17 protein-coding genes are annotated in these 15,797 nt (G+C 65.9%); 9 read left to right on the top strand and 8 right to left on the bottom strand.

The genetic code is table 11. The features are described from left to right. Positions 1 to 177: 177 nt before the first annotated feature. Entirely contained in the window at positions 178 to 747 is a 570-nt protein-coding gene (locus tag ACLBX9_RS31395) for an NUDIX domain-containing protein (RefSeq protein ID WP_447721658.1), read from the bottom strand. A gap of 143 nt (positions 748 to 890) precedes the next feature. Between ACLBX9_RS31395 and ACLBX9_RS31390 the strand changes: the two genes are divergently transcribed. From ACLBX9_RS31390 to ACLBX9_RS31360, 7 genes are read left to right on the top strand one after another with little or no spacing between them, the layout of a single operon-like run. Beyond that, positions 891 to 1,382 (top strand): hypothetical protein, encoded by a 492-nt coding sequence (locus ACLBX9_RS31390; RefSeq protein WP_447721657.1) that lies wholly within the window; start codon positions 891 to 893, stop codon positions 1,380 to 1,382. Next, the gene (locus ACLBX9_RS31385; protein WP_447721656.1) at positions 1,379 to 1,630 is read left to right on the top strand and encodes a monovalent cation/H+ antiporter complex subunit F; all 252 of its coding nucleotides are present in this window, start codon (positions 1,379 to 1,381) and stop codon (positions 1,628 to 1,630) included. The genes ACLBX9_RS31390 and ACLBX9_RS31385 overlap by 4 nt, the downstream gene beginning before the upstream one ends. Further along, positions 1,627 to 1,911: a monovalent cation/H(+) antiporter subunit G gene (locus ACLBX9_RS31380; protein ID WP_010686953.1), complete on the top strand. Its 285-nt coding sequence runs from the start codon at positions 1,627 to 1,629 to the stop codon at positions 1,909 to 1,911. The genes ACLBX9_RS31385 and ACLBX9_RS31380 overlap by 4 nt, the downstream gene beginning before the upstream one ends. Before the next feature lie 10 nt (positions 1,912 to 1,921). Continuing rightward, positions 1,922 to 2,173: a Na(+)/H(+) antiporter subunit B gene (locus ACLBX9_RS31375; RefSeq protein ID WP_447721655.1), complete on the top strand. Its 252-nt coding sequence runs from the start codon at positions 1,922 to 1,924 to the stop codon at positions 2,171 to 2,173. Next, positions 2,170 to 2,946, top strand: a complete 777-nt coding sequence (locus ACLBX9_RS31370; protein WP_010686955.1) for an MnhB domain-containing protein — start codon at positions 2,170 to 2,172, stop codon at positions 2,944 to 2,946. The genes ACLBX9_RS31375 and ACLBX9_RS31370 overlap by 4 nt, the downstream gene beginning before the upstream one ends. A 2-nt stretch (positions 2,947 to 2,948) precedes the next feature. Then, positions 2,949 to 3,350 carry a sodium:proton antiporter gene (locus ACLBX9_RS31365; RefSeq protein WP_039894712.1) on the top strand — a complete coding sequence of 134 codons (402 nt, stop codon included), beginning with the start codon at positions 2,949 to 2,951 and terminating at the stop codon, positions 3,348 to 3,350. Continuing rightward, positions 3,347 to 5,101, top strand: a complete 1,755-nt coding sequence (locus tag ACLBX9_RS31360; protein ID WP_447721654.1) for a complex I subunit 5 family protein — start codon at positions 3,347 to 3,349, stop codon at positions 5,099 to 5,101. Before ACLBX9_RS31365 ends, ACLBX9_RS31360 begins: the two co-directional genes overlap by 4 nt. A 551-nt stretch (positions 5,102 to 5,652) precedes the next feature. Here ACLBX9_RS31360 and ACLBX9_RS31355 read toward each other — a convergent pair. The 6 genes from ACLBX9_RS31355 to ACLBX9_RS31330 form a co-directional block, all read right to left on the bottom strand. Continuing rightward, positions 5,653 to 6,627 (bottom strand): lytic transglycosylase domain-containing protein, encoded by a 975-nt coding sequence (locus tag ACLBX9_RS31355; protein ID WP_447721653.1) that lies wholly within the window; start codon positions 6,625 to 6,627, stop codon positions 5,653 to 5,655. A 6-nt stretch (positions 6,628 to 6,633) separates the two neighbouring features. Continuing rightward, complete coding sequence (locus tag ACLBX9_RS31350) at positions 6,634 to 7,536, bottom strand: CsgG/HfaB family protein (RefSeq protein ID WP_010686960.1); 903 nt, start codon at positions 7,534 to 7,536, stop codon at positions 6,634 to 6,636. A 133-nt stretch (positions 7,537 to 7,669) separates the two neighbouring features. Further along, on the bottom strand, positions 7,670 to 8,170 hold the full coding sequence (locus ACLBX9_RS31345) for a curli assembly protein CsgF (RefSeq protein ID WP_447721652.1): 501 nt from the start codon (positions 8,168 to 8,170) through the stop codon (positions 7,670 to 7,672). Positions 8,171 to 8,174: 4 nt separating this feature from the next. Beyond that, complete coding sequence (locus tag ACLBX9_RS31340) at positions 8,175 to 8,750, bottom strand: hypothetical protein (protein ID WP_447721651.1); 576 nt, start codon at positions 8,748 to 8,750, stop codon at positions 8,175 to 8,177. 319 nt (positions 8,751 to 9,069) lie between these two features. Continuing rightward, positions 9,070 to 9,393 carry a curli-like amyloid fiber formation chaperone CsgH gene (csgH, locus tag ACLBX9_RS31335; protein WP_447721650.1) on the bottom strand — a complete coding sequence of 108 codons (324 nt, stop codon included), beginning with the start codon at positions 9,391 to 9,393 and terminating at the stop codon, positions 9,070 to 9,072. Between the two features lie 100 nt (positions 9,394 to 9,493). Further along, positions 9,494 to 11,581: a beta strand repeat-containing protein gene (locus tag ACLBX9_RS31330; protein WP_447721649.1), complete on the bottom strand. Its 2,088-nt coding sequence runs from the start codon at positions 11,579 to 11,581 to the stop codon at positions 9,494 to 9,496. 1,433 nt (positions 11,582 to 13,014) lie between these two features. On the opposite strand from ACLBX9_RS31330, the gene ACLBX9_RS31325 reads away from it, so the two are divergent. Continuing rightward, entirely contained in the window at positions 13,015 to 13,662 is a 648-nt protein-coding gene (locus tag ACLBX9_RS31325; protein ID WP_447721648.1) for a hypothetical protein, read from the top strand. Continuing rightward, positions 13,659 to 14,015, top strand: coding sequence for a hypothetical protein (locus ACLBX9_RS31320; protein ID WP_010686967.1), 357 nt, complete (start codon positions 13,659 to 13,661; stop codon positions 14,013 to 14,015). The genes ACLBX9_RS31325 and ACLBX9_RS31320 overlap by 4 nt, the downstream gene beginning before the upstream one ends. A 463-nt stretch (positions 14,016 to 14,478) precedes the next feature. Here the strand turns inward: ACLBX9_RS31320 and ACLBX9_RS31315 are convergent, their stop codons facing one another. Further along, on the bottom strand, positions 14,479 to 15,105 hold the full coding sequence (locus ACLBX9_RS31315; protein WP_447721647.1) for a curlin repeat-containing protein: 627 nt from the start codon (positions 15,103 to 15,105) through the stop codon (positions 14,479 to 14,481). Positions 15,106 to 15,797 lie beyond the last annotated feature (692 nt).

The raw sequence follows: 15,797 nt of genomic DNA, 5'->3' as shown, positions 1-15,797 counted from the left end.
GGCCCGACGATGGGCCCGGCGCGGCCGTCGATCAAGACGCGTCCACCCTTCCGCGCGGTTTCGGCCCGGCATGACGAGGCGTCGCCGCCCTTCAGCGCAGGTGGAAGGCGACCCACGCGACGGCCACGAGCGTTAGGGCAGTCAGCAGGATCTGGGCGAGGCTCCGCGAGCGGATCCTCACGGCGCGAAAAGATCCGGATGGCGGGCGCGCAGCGCCAGGACGAGGGTGAGTGTCTTCAGGTCGCTGATGGCGGCGCGGTCGGCCATGCCGGCGAGCTCGGCGAGCGGCATCTCGACGACCCAGATGTTCTCGTGCTCGCCCTCGGCTCCGCCGCCGGCCTCGGCGCGGTCCGCCGCGCCGTAGGGTGCGAGGTAGAGGTGGATCTTCTCGGTGGTGAGGCTCGCGCAGGAATAGGCGGCGCCGACGAATTCGAGCGCGCGCAGGCGCAGGCCGACTTCTTCCAACGCCTCCCGGCGGGCATTCGCCTCGGGACCGCCGTCGTCGATGATCCCTGCGGGTGCTTCGAGCTGAGCCTGTTCGCCGGCAGCGAAGAGCGGCGGGACTCGCAACTCACGCACCAGTGTCGCTACCTTGCGCTCGGGATCGTAGGGCAGGATCCCCACCGAATTGCCGTGATCCTCGATCTCGCGCTCGACGACGGCGCCGTCGGCCAAGCGCACCCGCGCGAGGCCGAACCGGCTCCAGCCCTCGTGGACGAAACGGATCTCGAGGATCTCGGCCGGCATTGCGCGTCTCCGGTGGAGCGGGTTCCCGAAGCCCTACACGCAACCGTGTCGTCGAGTTCCGGGAACGCCGGCGCGCGCCCCACCGTTTGCGTCCGATCAGGCGCATGGCCACGCTTCCGCGGCGCGCATTCCGGTCAGGATCGATGCGGGCAGGACCGATCAGCGGCATCAGAGACCGTTCGACGCGCGATGCCGCGGCGATCTGGGCGGCGCTCGCCCTTGCCTACATGGTGTTCGCGGGCTCGGTGAGCCTGAATGAGGGATTCGCCGCGATCGGCTGTGCCACCCTCGGGACCGCGTGGTGGTGGGCCGTCGGACGGCGCGGGGGCACCCGCTTCCATTTCGGCCGGCAAACCCTCCGGCCCCTCGGCCCGGCCATCCGCGACATGCCCCGGCAGACGCTCCGGATCGGCATGAGCCTGGTGAAGGCCGTGTTCGGACGCGAAGCGGTTGGGACGATACGCGCGCAGAGCGCGGCCGAAGTGACCTGGGCCACACCCTCCGGCGACACGGCTCCGGCCGCGCGGGCCGTCGGGCTGCTCGCCGCCTCGCTCGCCCCCGAGAGCTACGTCCTGACCCTCGACCGCGCGCACGGCACCGTGACGACGCACGTCCTGAAGGACGACGGGCGATGAATATCTGGACGGCCGCCATCCTGGCGCTGCTGCCGCCCCTCGCCTTCGCGGCGGCGCTGGCGTGGCGGGGCCGGCCCGGCCAGCGCTTCGCCGCCTATCAGCTCGCCGGAAGCGTCACGGTGCTGATCCTGACGCTGCTCGCCTTCGCCACCGATCAGGCTTCGATCACCGATCTCGCCCTCACCCTGGTCCTGCTCAACCTGCCGGGCACGATGCTGCTCGCAGTCTTCCTGGAGCGCTGGATATGAGCGTCGTCATCGGCATCCTCCTGGCGCTCGCGGTGGCGGTGACTTGGCTCGCCGCCCTGGCCCTATGGCGCTTGCCCCGGGCCCTGGACCGGTTTCACGCCCTCGCCTTCCTGAATGTCGCGTCGTCGATCCTCGTCACCCTCGCGGCCTTCCTGGCCGACGGCATCTCCGGGCGTTCGCTCAAGATCCTGGTGATGATGGTCGTCTTCCTCGCCTGGGCGGCGGTGCTGTCGCACGTGTCCGGCCGGGCCGTGCTGATGCGCGAGGGCCGCTCGGCATGAGGACACCCCGATGACCGTGATCCTGCCGCTGCTGTTCCTGTTCACCGCGATCTCCGGCACCGCGGTTGTGCTGGTACGCGACCCCACCCGACAGGTCTTCGCGATCGCGGTGAACGGGCTCGTCCTGACGATCCTGTTCGACGCCCTTCAGGCGCCCGACGTCGCCCTGTCGGAGCTGGCGGTCGGCTCCGCGGCGGTGCCGCTCCTCTTCCTCGTCGCGCTCATGGCGGTGCGGACGCAGTCCCCCGAGGAGGAGTCTTGAGCCCCCGGATCCGCATCGCGCTGCTCGCTCTGTCGGGGCTGGTCCTCCTGCCCTGCGCCGCCGCGGTGATCGCCGGGTTGCCGCCCTTCGGATCGACCATCGCCCAGTACGGCGAGCGCATCAACGCGATCACCCCGCAGGCTCGGCACGTCGCCAACATGGTGAGTGCGATCAATTTCGACCTGCGCGGCCTCGACACCCTGGGTGAGGAGTTCATGCTGCTCGCCGCCATCACCGGAACGGTGGTGCTGCTGCGGGGTCGGCGGGGCGAGGGCAGCACCGAACGCGCCCTGCGTCGGCCCGGCCGCGCCGTCATCCCGCGCTCCGAGGCCGTGGTGCTCGCCTGCCGGATCGCGGGGCCGCTCACAGCGCTGTTCGGTCTCTACGTGGTGCTCCACGCCACCGTCACACCGGGCGGTGGCTTCCAGGGCGGCGTGATCCTCGCCTCCGGCACCCTGCTGATCTACCTCGGCGAGGGCTATGCCGGCTGGCGCGACGCCGTCCGCAGTCACTGGCTCGACGCCCTGGAGGGCGGTGGCGCCCTGCTCTTCGCTCTGTGCGGGCTGGCGCCGATGCTCACCGGCGCCGCCTTCATGCAGAACGTCCTGCCGCTGGGCACCTTCCGCGACCTGTTCTCCGGAGGCCTGATGCTCGTGGAGAACCTCGGCGTCGCCCTGGCGGTGACGGGCGGGTTCACGCAGCTCTTCCTCGAATTCATGGAGGAGACCCGCGAGGCGGACGCGCCCGACGAACCCGGGGAGGAATCCGCGTGAGCATGCTGCCCTACGCGGTCGCCGCGTGGCTCTTCGGGATCGGCCTCTACGGCATCGCCACGAGCCGCAACTTCATCCACCTCGTGGGCTGCCTCGGCGTCTGCCAGTCGGCGACCTACGTGCTCCTCCTGGGCCTCGGCTACCGCTGGGGCAGCATCGCGCCGATCTTCTACGATCACCCGCCGGGCACGCCTGCTGTCGATCCGGTGATGCAGGCGCTGGTGCTGACCGACATCGTAGTCGGCGCGACCCTGACCGCCCTCCTCCTCGTCCTGACGATCCAGGCCTACAAGCGCGGCGGCAGCCTCGACCCGGAGAAGCTTCGGCCGATGCGCGCCGGCGGAACATCCGGCCGCGGCCAGGGATCGAGCGCCGCGAAGGGTGGGGAGCGAACGACTCCGTGACCGCCTTCCCCGCCGCCCTCCTGCCCCTGCCGGTCGCGATTCCGCTCGTCGTCTGCGCCGTGACGCTCGCGGTCGCGCACCGTCTGCCGGGCCGCGTGCCCGACATCCTCGCGGCGCTCGCCGCACTGAGTGTCGCGATCCTGTCGGCCATCATCGCCGTGCACGCCGCCGACGGGCCGATCGTCTACTGGTTCGGCGGCTGGGAGCCGCGGGACGGCGTCCACCTCGGCATCGGCTTCTCGGTGGACGAGGCGAGCGCCTGGGTCGCGACCTTCATCGGCCTGCTCTACGCCCTGACCTTCGTGTTCGCCTGGGGCTTCTTCGACCGCACGCATGGCCACTTCCACATCCTGATGCTGCTGTTCCTGGCCGCCATGGTCGGGTTCTGCTTCACCCGCGACATGTTCAACCTGTTCGTGTGGTTCGAGGTGATGAGCGTCGCCGCCTTCGCGCTCACCGCCTACCACTTGGCGGAATCGGCGCTCGCGGGCGCCATCAACTTCACCGTGGTCAACAGCCTCGCGGGATTCCTGATGCTCGGCGGCATCGGCCTGATCTACGCGCAGACCGGCACGCTGGACTTCGAGGGCATCGCAGCAGCGGTGGCGCGGGGCGGTCGCGACCCGGTTGTGGCCGGGGCCTTCTGCCTCGTGGCCGCCGCCCTGATGATCAAGGGCGCGATCGTGCCGTTTCAGTTCTGGCTCGCCGATGCCCACGCGGTGGCCCCGAGCCCGGTCTCGGTGATCTTCTCCGGCTCGATGGTGTCGCTCGGCCTGTTCGGCCTCGCGAAGGTGAGCGCCGTCGTGTTCGCGGGCTCCGGTCAGGTCCAGCACGCGCTGCCCCTCCTGCTCACGGCCCTGGGCACCCTCACAGCCCTGCTCGGCGGCTGGATGGCGCTGCTGCAGCGCCACCTGAAGCGGATGCTCGCCTTCTCGACGATCTCGCATGCCGGGATCATGCTCACCGGCCTCGGCGCCCTGTCGGCGGACGGCACCGGAGGCGTTCTGGTCTACGTGGTCGGACACGGGCTGGTGAAGGGCGCGCTGTTCATGATCGCCGGCATCCTTCTGGCCACCCAGGCGAGCGTCGACGAGATCGCGCTGCGCGGCCTCGGCCGCGGCATCATGCCGGCCGGGATCGCCATGGCACTGGCCGGGCTGCTGCTCTGCGGCCTGCCGATCGGCGTTCTCGACCAGGGCACGCGCCTCGTGCAGGGGGCTCTGTCGCAGCAGGGCCACGGCATCGCACTGGCCGCCACCGCGATCGGTGCGGCGCTGACCGGGGCCGCGGTCCTGCGGGCAGCGGGCCGCATCTTCCTGGGGCTCGGGCCCGATCCCGGCGACGAGGCCGGGGCGCCGAGCGAGGACGAGCGCGAGAAGGCCAACCGGCCCCTCTGGCTGATGCTCGCGCCCTGCTGCGCGCTGCTCGCCCTCGATGCCGGGCTGCCGGCGAGCCTGATCGAGCACGCCCTGCCGCGGGCGGCCGCGGCCTTCATGCACCGGTCCCCGGGCGGGTCGCTCGCCGAGGGGCCGGGCTGGCTGCCGTGGGCTTCCGTGACCATCGCGCTGGCGGGAGCCGGCTACGGGCTGTTCCGTCAGCGGCTGCCGGCCTTCGTGGTCCGGCCGGTCAGCGCCACGCAGTCGGCGCCGACGCGGGCGCTGGAGATCCTGCATAGCGGCCTGATCGGCGACTACGCGACGTGGCTCGCTGTCGGAGTGGCGGTGATGGCGGCCGTACTGGCCATGGCGTGACCGGCGCGGATCTTCCCCTGCCCCGCCACTCTGCGGGGCCACCACGGCTTGAGTGTACAGGCTAGGACCGTCCTGAGCATCCGATCCGCCGGTGAGGTTTGACGGCGACCCGGAACGTATCGATCGTGCCAATGTTCTGCCGGTGACAACGCATGTGGCCGCGGGCTGGCGCGGCGCGTTCCTCACGCTGAGAGGTCTGCCGTGTCCGGATGGAAATGCAGGGCGGCCATCCTCGGAGCCGCTGCCGCCCTGAGCGCTTCCGGTGCTGTCGCCCAGGGCGCGCCGGTGCCGAACGTGAACGACTGTACCTTCATCCGCGATCCGACGGCGCTCCGGGACTGCATCGAGCTGTACGAGGGGCAGCGCCTCGCTCCCGGGCCGCGGCCAGCCGGCTTGCAGCGGGCGCCCACGATTGATCGAGCTCTGCTGGATGCCGCCGGACCGATTCCGCCGCGCGAGACCTCAGGGCGCGGCAAGCGGCGCAAGCTGCGTCAGAGCCGCCGACCCGCCGCACCCGGCCAGGGGGTTCGCATCGAGCAAGTCGCGCCGCCTCAGTAGGTCGCCTGCACGAGACAGGTCCGTCCTTCACCGTTCAGGAGCGCGCAGAGAGCCTGCTCGGAGCGCGGCTGCTGGGACCGCGCCGAGGGACGCTGGAGTGTCCGCTTGGTGGAGCGTGACGCCGGCGACGGAGCGCTGCGCATGCCCTGGGATGTCGCGGGAAGGTTCGTCGGGTGCACGGCCGGGTTCGTCGGCCAGGTCGTCGCGAAACCGAGATCGGCGGATGCCATGAAAGCGAGCGCGGGCTTCGGTGGGCTCGGGCCGCTCTCCGTGGCCCAATCCTCGAGGGTGCGGCCCGTAATGCGGACCACGTAGTCGCGCGTTTCCGCCGGCATGCCGGAGCGGCCGTCGAGCCACCCGCGCACGCGTTGCGGCCCGGCGTTGTAAGCGGCTGCCGCCAAGCCGAGATTGCCGAAGCGCGCCCGGTGCTCGCGCAGGAGTTCCGCGGATTTCGGGATCGCCTCCACGGGATCGAACGGATCGCGCAGACCGCGCTCCGCCGCCGTGCCGGGCATGAACTGGGCGATGCCCTGCGCGCCGACCGGGCTCACGGCCAATGGATTGAGACCGCTCTCCTGCCGCAGCAGCCGCAGGAAGAAATCGGGCGGCAGGTCGTTGGCCGTGGCCGCACTCGCGATCAGGGCACGCATGCCGGCCTCAGCCTGGGGGAACAGGAACTGCGGGGCCAGGACCTGGGGGAACAGGCGGGAGGCCTGCTCCATGGGCTGGAGGTCCCCTCGACCGACCACCAGCAGGTCGGTCATCGCCGGGATGTCCAGCAGGACCGGATCCAGTTGCGCGATCGGCGCGAGGATGATCGACTCCGCCACCGGCTCGACATCTGCCTTGTTCGAAGCCCGCGGCGCGACGATGAACGTCAGGACCGCGGCCGCCACCAGGCAGGTGGCCAACGGCGCTCGCGGAATTCGGCGGTCGAACGGACGCGGATGGCCGACGAATGCCTGCATGGTGGTTCAGGATTTTACCACGAGCGGTCCTGGCGGCAGTTCCGGTCCCGGGACTTCGAGCGGCGTCGGCTTGTCGCGCGCCAGATACTCGTCGACCAAGCGCGTTCCGAGCACCGGGTCGCGGAAGCGCCACAGCTTCTTGCGGGTGCCCTCGATGATCGTCGCGTAGACCGCGAGGTCGATCGCCTCCCGGACGGCCATCTGGGTCGGCTCGTTGCGTGTCACGCCGGCCTCGACCTGCAGCAGCTTGGCGACGGCGACGTACCGGTAGGCGTTGGCGTTGAGGGCGACCGAGTAGATCGTCTTCGTCACCGTCACGCTGTTCAGCACCTCGCCGGTCTGCACCGAGATGATGCGCATGGCCACCGTCACTTCGTCGCGCCGGTACTTGGTGTCTCCGCCGACGCCGAGGAGGTTGGCGCCCGCGCCGCCCGTGACCGTGTTGGCGTCGTAGCCGATGATGCCGCCCTCGACGATCAGGCCGGCGAAGCGGATCGGCGGCAACGGCTTGGCATCCGTGCCGTCGAATTCCTGGCGGGTCGCCCGGATGAGCTGCCGCTCCTGCAGGAGGTTGGCGAGGCCTGTGCGCTCGACGACGGAGAACCACTGGCCGCGGCCGGCGCGCCGGAGGGCGTCGACCACGAAGGCGCTGCCGCCCTGCGTGACCGCGCGCGAGTACTCGGCGATGTTGTCGTTCGGTTTGTTCTGACCGGTCAGGTCAGGAAAGTTGTAGATCGCGACATCGATCTTGCGGACAGGCGGCGGCAGCGTCTCGAGGTTGAGGTCGGTCGGCGACGGCGGCGTCACCACGGGAGCCTGGGCCAGCAATTCGCGATCCCACGGCGCGCAGGCCGCGAGACCTCCGCAGAGTACCGCGGCGCCGACCAGGCTCTTCAGGAAATTACGCACGGAGATGTCCGTCTTCGTTCCGCGCCGCCGCGCTCGCGCGCGCTGCCCTTGCAGGCCGCCAGATTGGCGGCGGACGGGGGCGCCGGCCTCAACTTCGGGATGGGTGTTCGGTCGCCCCCGGGAGCGTGATGCTTCAGGGGGCGCCCGAGAGCGGGGTGATCGGGGCAGAGGTGGCGCCGCTTGAGACGGCCGCGGTCGCCGGCACCACGACGGTGGTAGTCGATTGTCCGTCGAAGATCTGGAGCTGGATGTTGGCGCCGACGCGCTGGAACGAGACCTGGGAGCCGCCGAAGCTGTAGCTGCCGCTCTGCTGCGCGTTCTCGCCGAAGATCGCCTGGGTGATCTGGTTCGCCAGGGACGAATAGATCTGGGATTGCAGCTGCTGCGCGAAGATCTGGCCCGGGCTCTGCGTGGTCGAAGAGCTGATCGCGGACTGGATCTGCTGGAGGCGCTGGGCGCGGCGTTGCGCGTCGTTCTGCGCCGCCGCCTCGGCCTGGAGCCACGACCCGTTCAGCGGGCTTCCGCCAAAGGACGGGTTGACCGGCTGGTAGACGAGGCTGCCGGCCTGCGCCTGCGCTCCCGCGAGGAGACAGGCTGCGAGCACCGCCGGCCGGAGCACACAAGAGTGACCCACGTCATTACCTCCGTGAAACCGTCAGGGGCGGGCCGTTGCCGATCCGCGTGATGCTGATGGCGCCCGTGTCGGCGGCTGATTGCTGCGTGGTGATGGCGTTGTTGCTGCCCACCACCGTGATCGCGGCCGAGGCGCGGCTGCCGTCCTGCTGAGTGCCGATGGTGTTGGAATTCCCCACGACGGAAACCGCCGACCGGTTGCCGTCGCCCATCTGCGTCTGCGTCACGGCGTTCTGTGCGCCGATGACGTTCTGGATCGCGATGTTGGCCGAGCCCAGCTGGTCGATCGTCGACACGTTGCCGGAGCCGAGCTGGAGCGCCCGGGCTTGATTGGTGGCCGCCGACGACGAGGCGGCGGGATAACCACCGGGGCTGAGCAGCGAGATCCCGGACTGCGCGCCGAGGATGTAGTCGCTCTCCTGGATCCCAGTGCCGGGGTTGCCGCCCGTGGAGCGTTGCGCCCGGACCTGCACCTGCTCGATCGACACGCGCTCCTGCGCGGCGGCGGAGCCGGCCGCGAAGGCGAGGACAAGGAGCGTCAGCGCCCGTCCCTTGGCCCGACGTTGATACAGGCGGCGCATGATCCCTCCCAAGCCTCGGACTAAGCCATAAACCAGTATTGTCGAAGACTGAATAGTCTCAGCAGGTGCCGGAGCCTTTATAGAGCGAGTCTGTGGTAGGCGGGTCACAGGGCGATGGTGCGACCGTTGCAGGGTATCGCTGTGTTAAGGATTTCCCCCGAACGACAAGCTTAATGCTGGAAACAAGACCAGATGTTGGCGATCTTTTAGCCTTATCGGGACGTTTCGACCGGTTTCCGACATCAGAATTGGCGGCCCGGCCGATTGCCTGGCGGCGCGATCAGATTCTGCGCCGCTGCTGTGGTGAGGATCCGCCGGGTCAGAGCCGGTCCTGGCCGTCCTGGCATTCCGCGGTGGCGGCGCCGGACGTGACGCGCAGGCGCGCCCTGTAGTTGGCGCCGGCCTCGACGCTGAAGGTCGTGTTTCCGACGACACTGGGCTCGGGCGGCTGGGTGGTGAAGGCGCCGCCCTGGTTGATGACCGAGGTGCCGGAGGGCCCGGACTTCTCGATGCGCAATTGGTAGGTGCCGGGCCCCGGGGCGACGCTGAAGACCCGGCCCGAGATCGAGACCATTCCGCCGTTGACTTGCTGGGTCAGCTCGCAGCGCAGGGCGGGAGGATCGGTCGGTGCCGTGACCGGCATGCTGAAACCTCGAATCTGCGGTGACAGGTGAGGGCCGCGCTGGTCGGCGCGGCCCTCTTTGGTGATGGAACGCTGGCGTTACAGGACGCCGCAGCAAGTCTTAGCGCTGACGGACGGTCAACACGTTGCTGGTGCCAGCCTGAGCATAGACGGCGACGTTGCCGTTGTTGGTCTGGTTGACGGAAGCCTGGTTACCCGTGCCGCTCTGGAAGCCGATAATGGCGTTGAAGTTGCCGTTTTGGGCAAGCTCAGCCGTGTTGCCGGTGCCAGACTGCGTATTGGTGATGCCGTTGAAGTTGCCGATCTGAGACACGGTAGCCTGGTTGTTGGTACCAGACTGATAGTCGTACAGCAGGTTGCCAATGCCGGACTGCAGGGCAGCCTCAGTGGCCGTGTCAAAGCTGCCGGGCGCGGCACCGGGGCCGGTCAGCTTGTTGGTAACATCGCTCTGCCGCGAGAAGGCATAGTTGCCGCTACCCTTCTGCTCGAGCCGAGCGACGGCGCCCGTGCTGCTGCTCGTCTGGAAGAGGTCGGCGCCATTGCCATTTCCACCGTGCTGGTACACGCCGATCTTGCCGCCGGTTCCAGCCTGCGAGATGCCGATCCGATTGTTGTCTCCGCTCGTCTGCCAAGTGAAGGCTTCGTTATTCTTGCCGCTCTGGGCGGCCGACACCTTATTGTTCTTGCCGCCAAGGGCCAGATTGCCAGAACCGAACGCGTAACCCTGCTGGTAGTAGGCGATGTTTCCAGTTTCCGTCTGAGACGCCGTGATCGAGCTGCCGTCCTGGTAGAGCTGAGCAGCGTACAGGTAGTTAAAGCCGTTGTTGGTGGCTGACTGAGTCAGATCGATCTTGCTGTTCTTCACATAGGTCTGATCGCCGAGGGCAAGGTTCCCACCGCCGGACTGAGTGATCTTGATCGAGCTGTCCTTGGCGCCGTTCTGAGTGGCCGTCGCATCCTGGAAGTTTTTGGTCTGCGTGACCGTGATCGTGCCGTTGTCGGTCTCAGCATTCTGGTAGGTGTCTGACTTGTTGTGGTCACCCGTCTGCGACACGGTCATCGTGCTGTTGCGCGTTCCGTTCCACTGCCGGCTGAGCACAGTATTCTCGGTGCCGTCCTGCGTCACGGTCATGATGTTCTTGAGGACGCCCTGCTGCTGGGAGGCATCGGTGACGATATTGCCGTTGCCGCCCTTCTGCGTCACGGTGACGGTGCTGTCCGTCACGCCGGCTTCCTGCCGAACCTGAGCATAGTTGCCGTCAGTGTTCTGATTGAGGGTAATCTGCGAATTGTCGACGCCGTTCCGCTGCAGGCTCCGCGCATTGTTGTTGTTGCCCAACTGATTGACGGTAGAGGCAGTTTTGTTGCTCGTGCTGCTCTGATCGACATACGCGGTGTTACCATATCCCGACTGCGTCGCCGACGCTGTGGTGTCCGTGGCGCTCTTCTGCGTGACCAGCACAGAATTCGCGATACCGCCGCTTTTATTCGTCTGAGTGACGGTGATTGCGCTCCTGGACGAATCGGAGTCCTGGCCGGTCACGACCCGGTTTCTGTTGCCGTTCTGCGTGACCGTCTGGCTGTTGGTGGAGCCGGACTGCTGCAGGTTGAAGACGTTGTCGCTGCCGGTCTGCGTCAGATCGATGAAGCTGCTCGAGGTCTTCTCGTCCTGCTTGATGAGGTTGGTGCCGTTTGAGGCACCGAACTGGCCCACCAGCGTGCCGCTCGATCCGGTCTGGCCGTTGTTGCCGCCGTTCTGCTGCAACTCGACGCGACCCTTAACGCCCTGCTGGGTGACATCGGCGGTGTTTCCCGAGCCGATCTGCTGACCCTGCTTCTGGTTGCCGAGCGAGTTTCCTGTGCCAGTCTGATTGACCTTCAGGACGTTGTCGCCGCTGCCGCCCTGCGTGAAGGGCCGGAAGAGCGAGCCGACCGAATTGCCGCCACCGGTGCCAGCAGTCACCGTCTCCGTCCCGGAGCCGTTGTCATTCTGGTTGACCGTGATCCGGTTCGTGTTGCCGGACTGATCCGTATAGGTCTTGTTGCCGCCCGCCGCGTAGGCGGAAGCCGTGAATGCGATGGCGGCGACGCCCATCGACAGCCCGATCAGGTGCTTATTCATCTGATACCCCTTTTCCTGAACCACTTTCTGGCGGGCGGCGCCGCTGTCTTGGGCGCTCAGTCTCATCCCGGGACATCCGTCTCGGCTGGACCTTGACCATTCAGTAACCGGAATTTTCAGTGTGTCCAGGCGCCTTATCAGCGAGTAGGTAGTTTTCGCTGGTAATTAACGACAACGATTGCAATAACGCCTCTCAAGATGGCGAGTACTACGTAGGTCAATACTAGAGTTAATACTGAAACGGCAATGTCACCCGGCTGCATTGCAGCGGGTGTCTATTGAGGTCCTGGCTATCACTTGGAGCCGGCATGGCAGGTCGAGGCAGATCGCTGCCCTGGGCGCGCCTTAACACTCTGTTAACTGCCCAGCTTCGGTCTGTCCAGTAGAATTGGTAACGAAAAATTGATATCTGGCATAAACCAGCGGACTGGTTAATTCGGCGCAGAAAAATGATGTATCGAAGCATTTGAGATCGAAATTTTAATCTCTGAAAATCCGGAGATAATTCAAAAGCCGATCTAGAGCTATGATTTTATTCTGCAAACCATCCATATTTATCGACGACTGGCACTCCGCTTCGGAGAAAACCTCTCTCAATCGCTGGAGTTCTCTCGGATAGCGGCGCCCGCAGCTCGGATATTTCGTTCGGCGGAGGACGCCGAATTACGACAGTTAAAAATCTTGGCAGGCTTTCCCGGGATGTACAGTTTCAGACAATGGGATGTCGCATCCATCGCAGGCTTGGTGGTGACGGTGCCATCAAGCTCGAGGGCCTGTCGACCACGGGCCGTATAATCTGCCCCGGCGCCCTGCCTGCGTCCGCAAACACAGGATCATAGCTTACGCGTGGGACGTGGCCTGTGCCGGAGAAGCTAGCCGGGTCGGCCGGCGTCGGATGAGCGACCTCGACCGCGAACGCCGTCCCGTCAGATCTCTTCGAGAGTGCTGACCGCCGCCTTAAACGGCGCCGACCTCAGGCGATCGGACCTTCGTGGCGGCATCGCATACGCGATGATCGTCCCCATGCCGAAAAGCCCGCTCCGCGAGGTTGTTCACGGACGGCGAGCGCGGCGGTCACAGATCGAAAGCGAAGCACGCCAAGAGACAGGCCTCGTGGCATCCCAGCGCCCCGACCAGGAGCGGCGGGCTGCTTGTACCCGTGGCTTCGGAGAAAGCTGGCTACGCAGCCCTCCTCACCTCGTTCGCAACCATCAAGGCTCCGGCTCCACCGGCAAACCAGCAGTCGATGCGGCAATTTCAACGATCGTCGCCGTGCCATTTTTGACACCCCGCTAAATTCGTTCAGGCGATATGATGGGTCGAGGGTGGTTCCAGCTCAGAAATGAAGGCTGTGCTAGCTGGCCGACGCCAGATCGGTCTGGGCGGTCCACTTTGTCGCCGGATGCCGGAACTACAGTCGTAACCTAACCCGGTATCAACCAATCCAGAATATCGCAGGATCCAAGTCGTTCTTGCGGGCAGGGGCATGGGAGGACACGATGAGGCAGCGGGGCTCATCGCAGGGGCAAGCGGTGCTCGTTGCCGTGGCCGTCTGGTATGCGGGTGTTGCAACCGCCGGAGCGCAGCCGGTCGCCGCTACGGGTCCAACGGCAGCTGCGGCGCCCGCAGCTTCACAAGCGTCATCCGCGCCCACGGCAAACTTGCAGGCGTCCGGCACATCGGGCTGCGACGCGAACTGCGTCCGGGCCAACAACGAGGTGGCTGGACAGCTCTGCGCCCCCAGAATCGAGGCGGAGGCACCGACCGACTACGAGTGGGTCTCGCGTCCGTTCGCGAAGATCTTCCAACAAGCCGAGGCGCCGGAAGGCGCCGACGCGGTGGTCCGCTATCGTGGTGACTCGATCCGATTTCTCTCTCCGCAGAAGGAGTGGGTGCGCGTGACCTACGAGTGCGGGTTCGACGCCGCGAAGCGGTCGGTCAGCTACGTGCGGGTGCGGCTCGGTCGGCTCGACAGGCCGGAGGCGCCTGAGGGACAGGCGCGCACTCAGGCCCAGCCTGTGCCGCAGGCCCAGCAACAGGCGCGGGCCGCGCAGCAGCCCGCCCCGAAGCGGGTCCTTCCCTCCGAACCCAATGAGATCGAGATCCGGCAGGTCAAGCCCAGCCGCAAGCAGGCACAGCAACAATGACCGCACGACGCGACCGCACCGGCCTCGCCCGCGGGGCGGGCGCGCTGCTGCTTCTCTCACTCGCGTCCACCGCGGGGGCCCAGGTCACACCGATGAGTGTGAACGATTGCACCCTCCTCCCTGATCCGGGAGCGTTGCGCCGGTGCCTTGACCAGGCTGAGGGCCGTGTCGTCACGCCGCCGCCGCTGAATTCTGCGACTGGTCTCGACCAATCCAAACGTGCGGTCGAGGCCACGCGCCCGGTCGCCGAGCCAGCAACGCCGAGTCGCGTGGAGCCGAACTTTCTCACAGGGAAGGCGAGCCGCCCGATCGGGGTTCAGCCGAAGAATAAGAACGTGATCGATCTCGATTGATGGTCCTCGGACACTCTCTCTGAGTTGAGCAGTGCAAAATCGGGCATGATCGCCCTTCCGCGCCGTGCGCTGCTGTTCGACGTCCGCTCAGCGGGGCTAAAGGGCGCCGTGGCTGCGCTGCTGGTGAATGGCACGAAGGCTTGCCTTGGCGTCGGAAGGTCGCGCGCCGCGGCTGTCTCGGACTTCGGCAGCAGCGAAACACATCCGACATCGACGCTCGGCTGTCGACGTGACCTGTGAAACGCCGCGTTTTGATCTTCACGCTTGCCTCACGGTTGTTGCTCCACCTTCCGTTATGTCGCTACCGCGACACACTTAGCCGTTGCTCAGGTAAGAGCGGGTGCGGCAGAAGGGAACATTGAGGGCGGATGGCAGCGCTTGGGGCGCAGTGTGCGAGCCCGAGAGATCGGCGATGCGATAGGAACTTCGAGCAAGCACCGTCACTTTGTCGGAGCCTCGAGGCTCAGCGCTGGCGAATGGTCAGGAAAGATCCGCTGCCACTCTGCGCATAGCCGATGATCTGATTGACCCCGGATTGGACCAGTGTCACGGAGTTGTTAGCACCGTTCTGGTAGCCCACAATCGAATTGTGTGACCCGGACTGAGCTAGGACGCCGAGATTGTTGCTGCCGCTCTGGGATACATTGATCTCGTTCTGAACGCCTCTCTGCGTCACGAGAAGCAAAGCCAAATCGACTTGAAGCGTTGCCGCCGGGTTGCCTGAAGCCGCTCGCGCTGATCGGCCTAGTGCCTCAGAACCGTTTCGCTCGATGTCGAGCGGAACGGCAGGTCCCGATCGAAAGTCAAACGAACTCGTGTTCGCCCCCGATTTGAACCAGAACCGGTGATGCCCGCCGCTGATGGCGCGATCCTGTATCGCGCTTCGCCGACTGCTCGTGAGATCGCGATCCAAGTCGGGACTCGAAGCCAGTTCCTGACGGAGGTCAATCTGTGCACTCTTAGTCCTTTGATCTGCTGCAGGACTGTTCACAGTCTGTGAGGCGACCAGGATGAACGCCAAAGCGATCGAACTCGCGCGCATTGCTACAGGTTGTGCAGGCAGAAACTGGATGCCCATCGTCCACGACACGCTACTCCGTGAGGATTTTCATCCTGATGGGACCACTAACGTTAAGGCGCCGTGAAAACGACTTTGGGGCGAAAAATTTCTCTCACACTGGTGTCACAAGGCTTTCTGCCCTTCGAAGCCGCTGCTGATTAATAAAACCGTTTGCTAGATACCTATAAGAACGAAGGTTCGGCTGTAGTTGCAATATTCGCAGGTAGAATAATGTCTCGTGGAAACTATGCAGCGGATATAGGTGTTTGTCCAAATTAATAGCCAATATATCCGGTTGATTGCAGCTTAGCCAAAGGCGTTATTGCAGTGAGTGCTTGATCAACTAGTCAGCGTGGCAACCAGCATTTGGACGAATTCGCTGACCGTCACGGTGCCTATCAAGATCCTAAAACGGCAGAGCCGGACAGCCCCGGCTCGTTCTGAGCCAGCAAAATCAGACCGACGACCGGCGTCATGGCGGCCTCACTGGCAACGATGTCGCCGACTTCCATGCAGCGTTCCATTTTTCGTCGAGGCTCTCCGCTGCGTTTACGGATTGCGGTTCGACCCGCGATTTTCCCCGCAAGTCCATGTCGGTCGACATGTCCGGGTCGAATGGGCTCACAATGGCGGCGCGCTCCGGGGGCATGGATCGATCGCAATCGGTGAGCCTGCCCAATCGAGCGACAGCGGATTGATACAGGTCCCTGGAGCAAGTTCGG

The sequence above is a fragment of the Methylobacterium sp. A49B genome, from assembly GCF_053346215.1.
The sequence above is the reverse complement of the archived record's forward strand: the minus strand, read 5'-3'. Positions and strand labels throughout refer to the sequence as shown.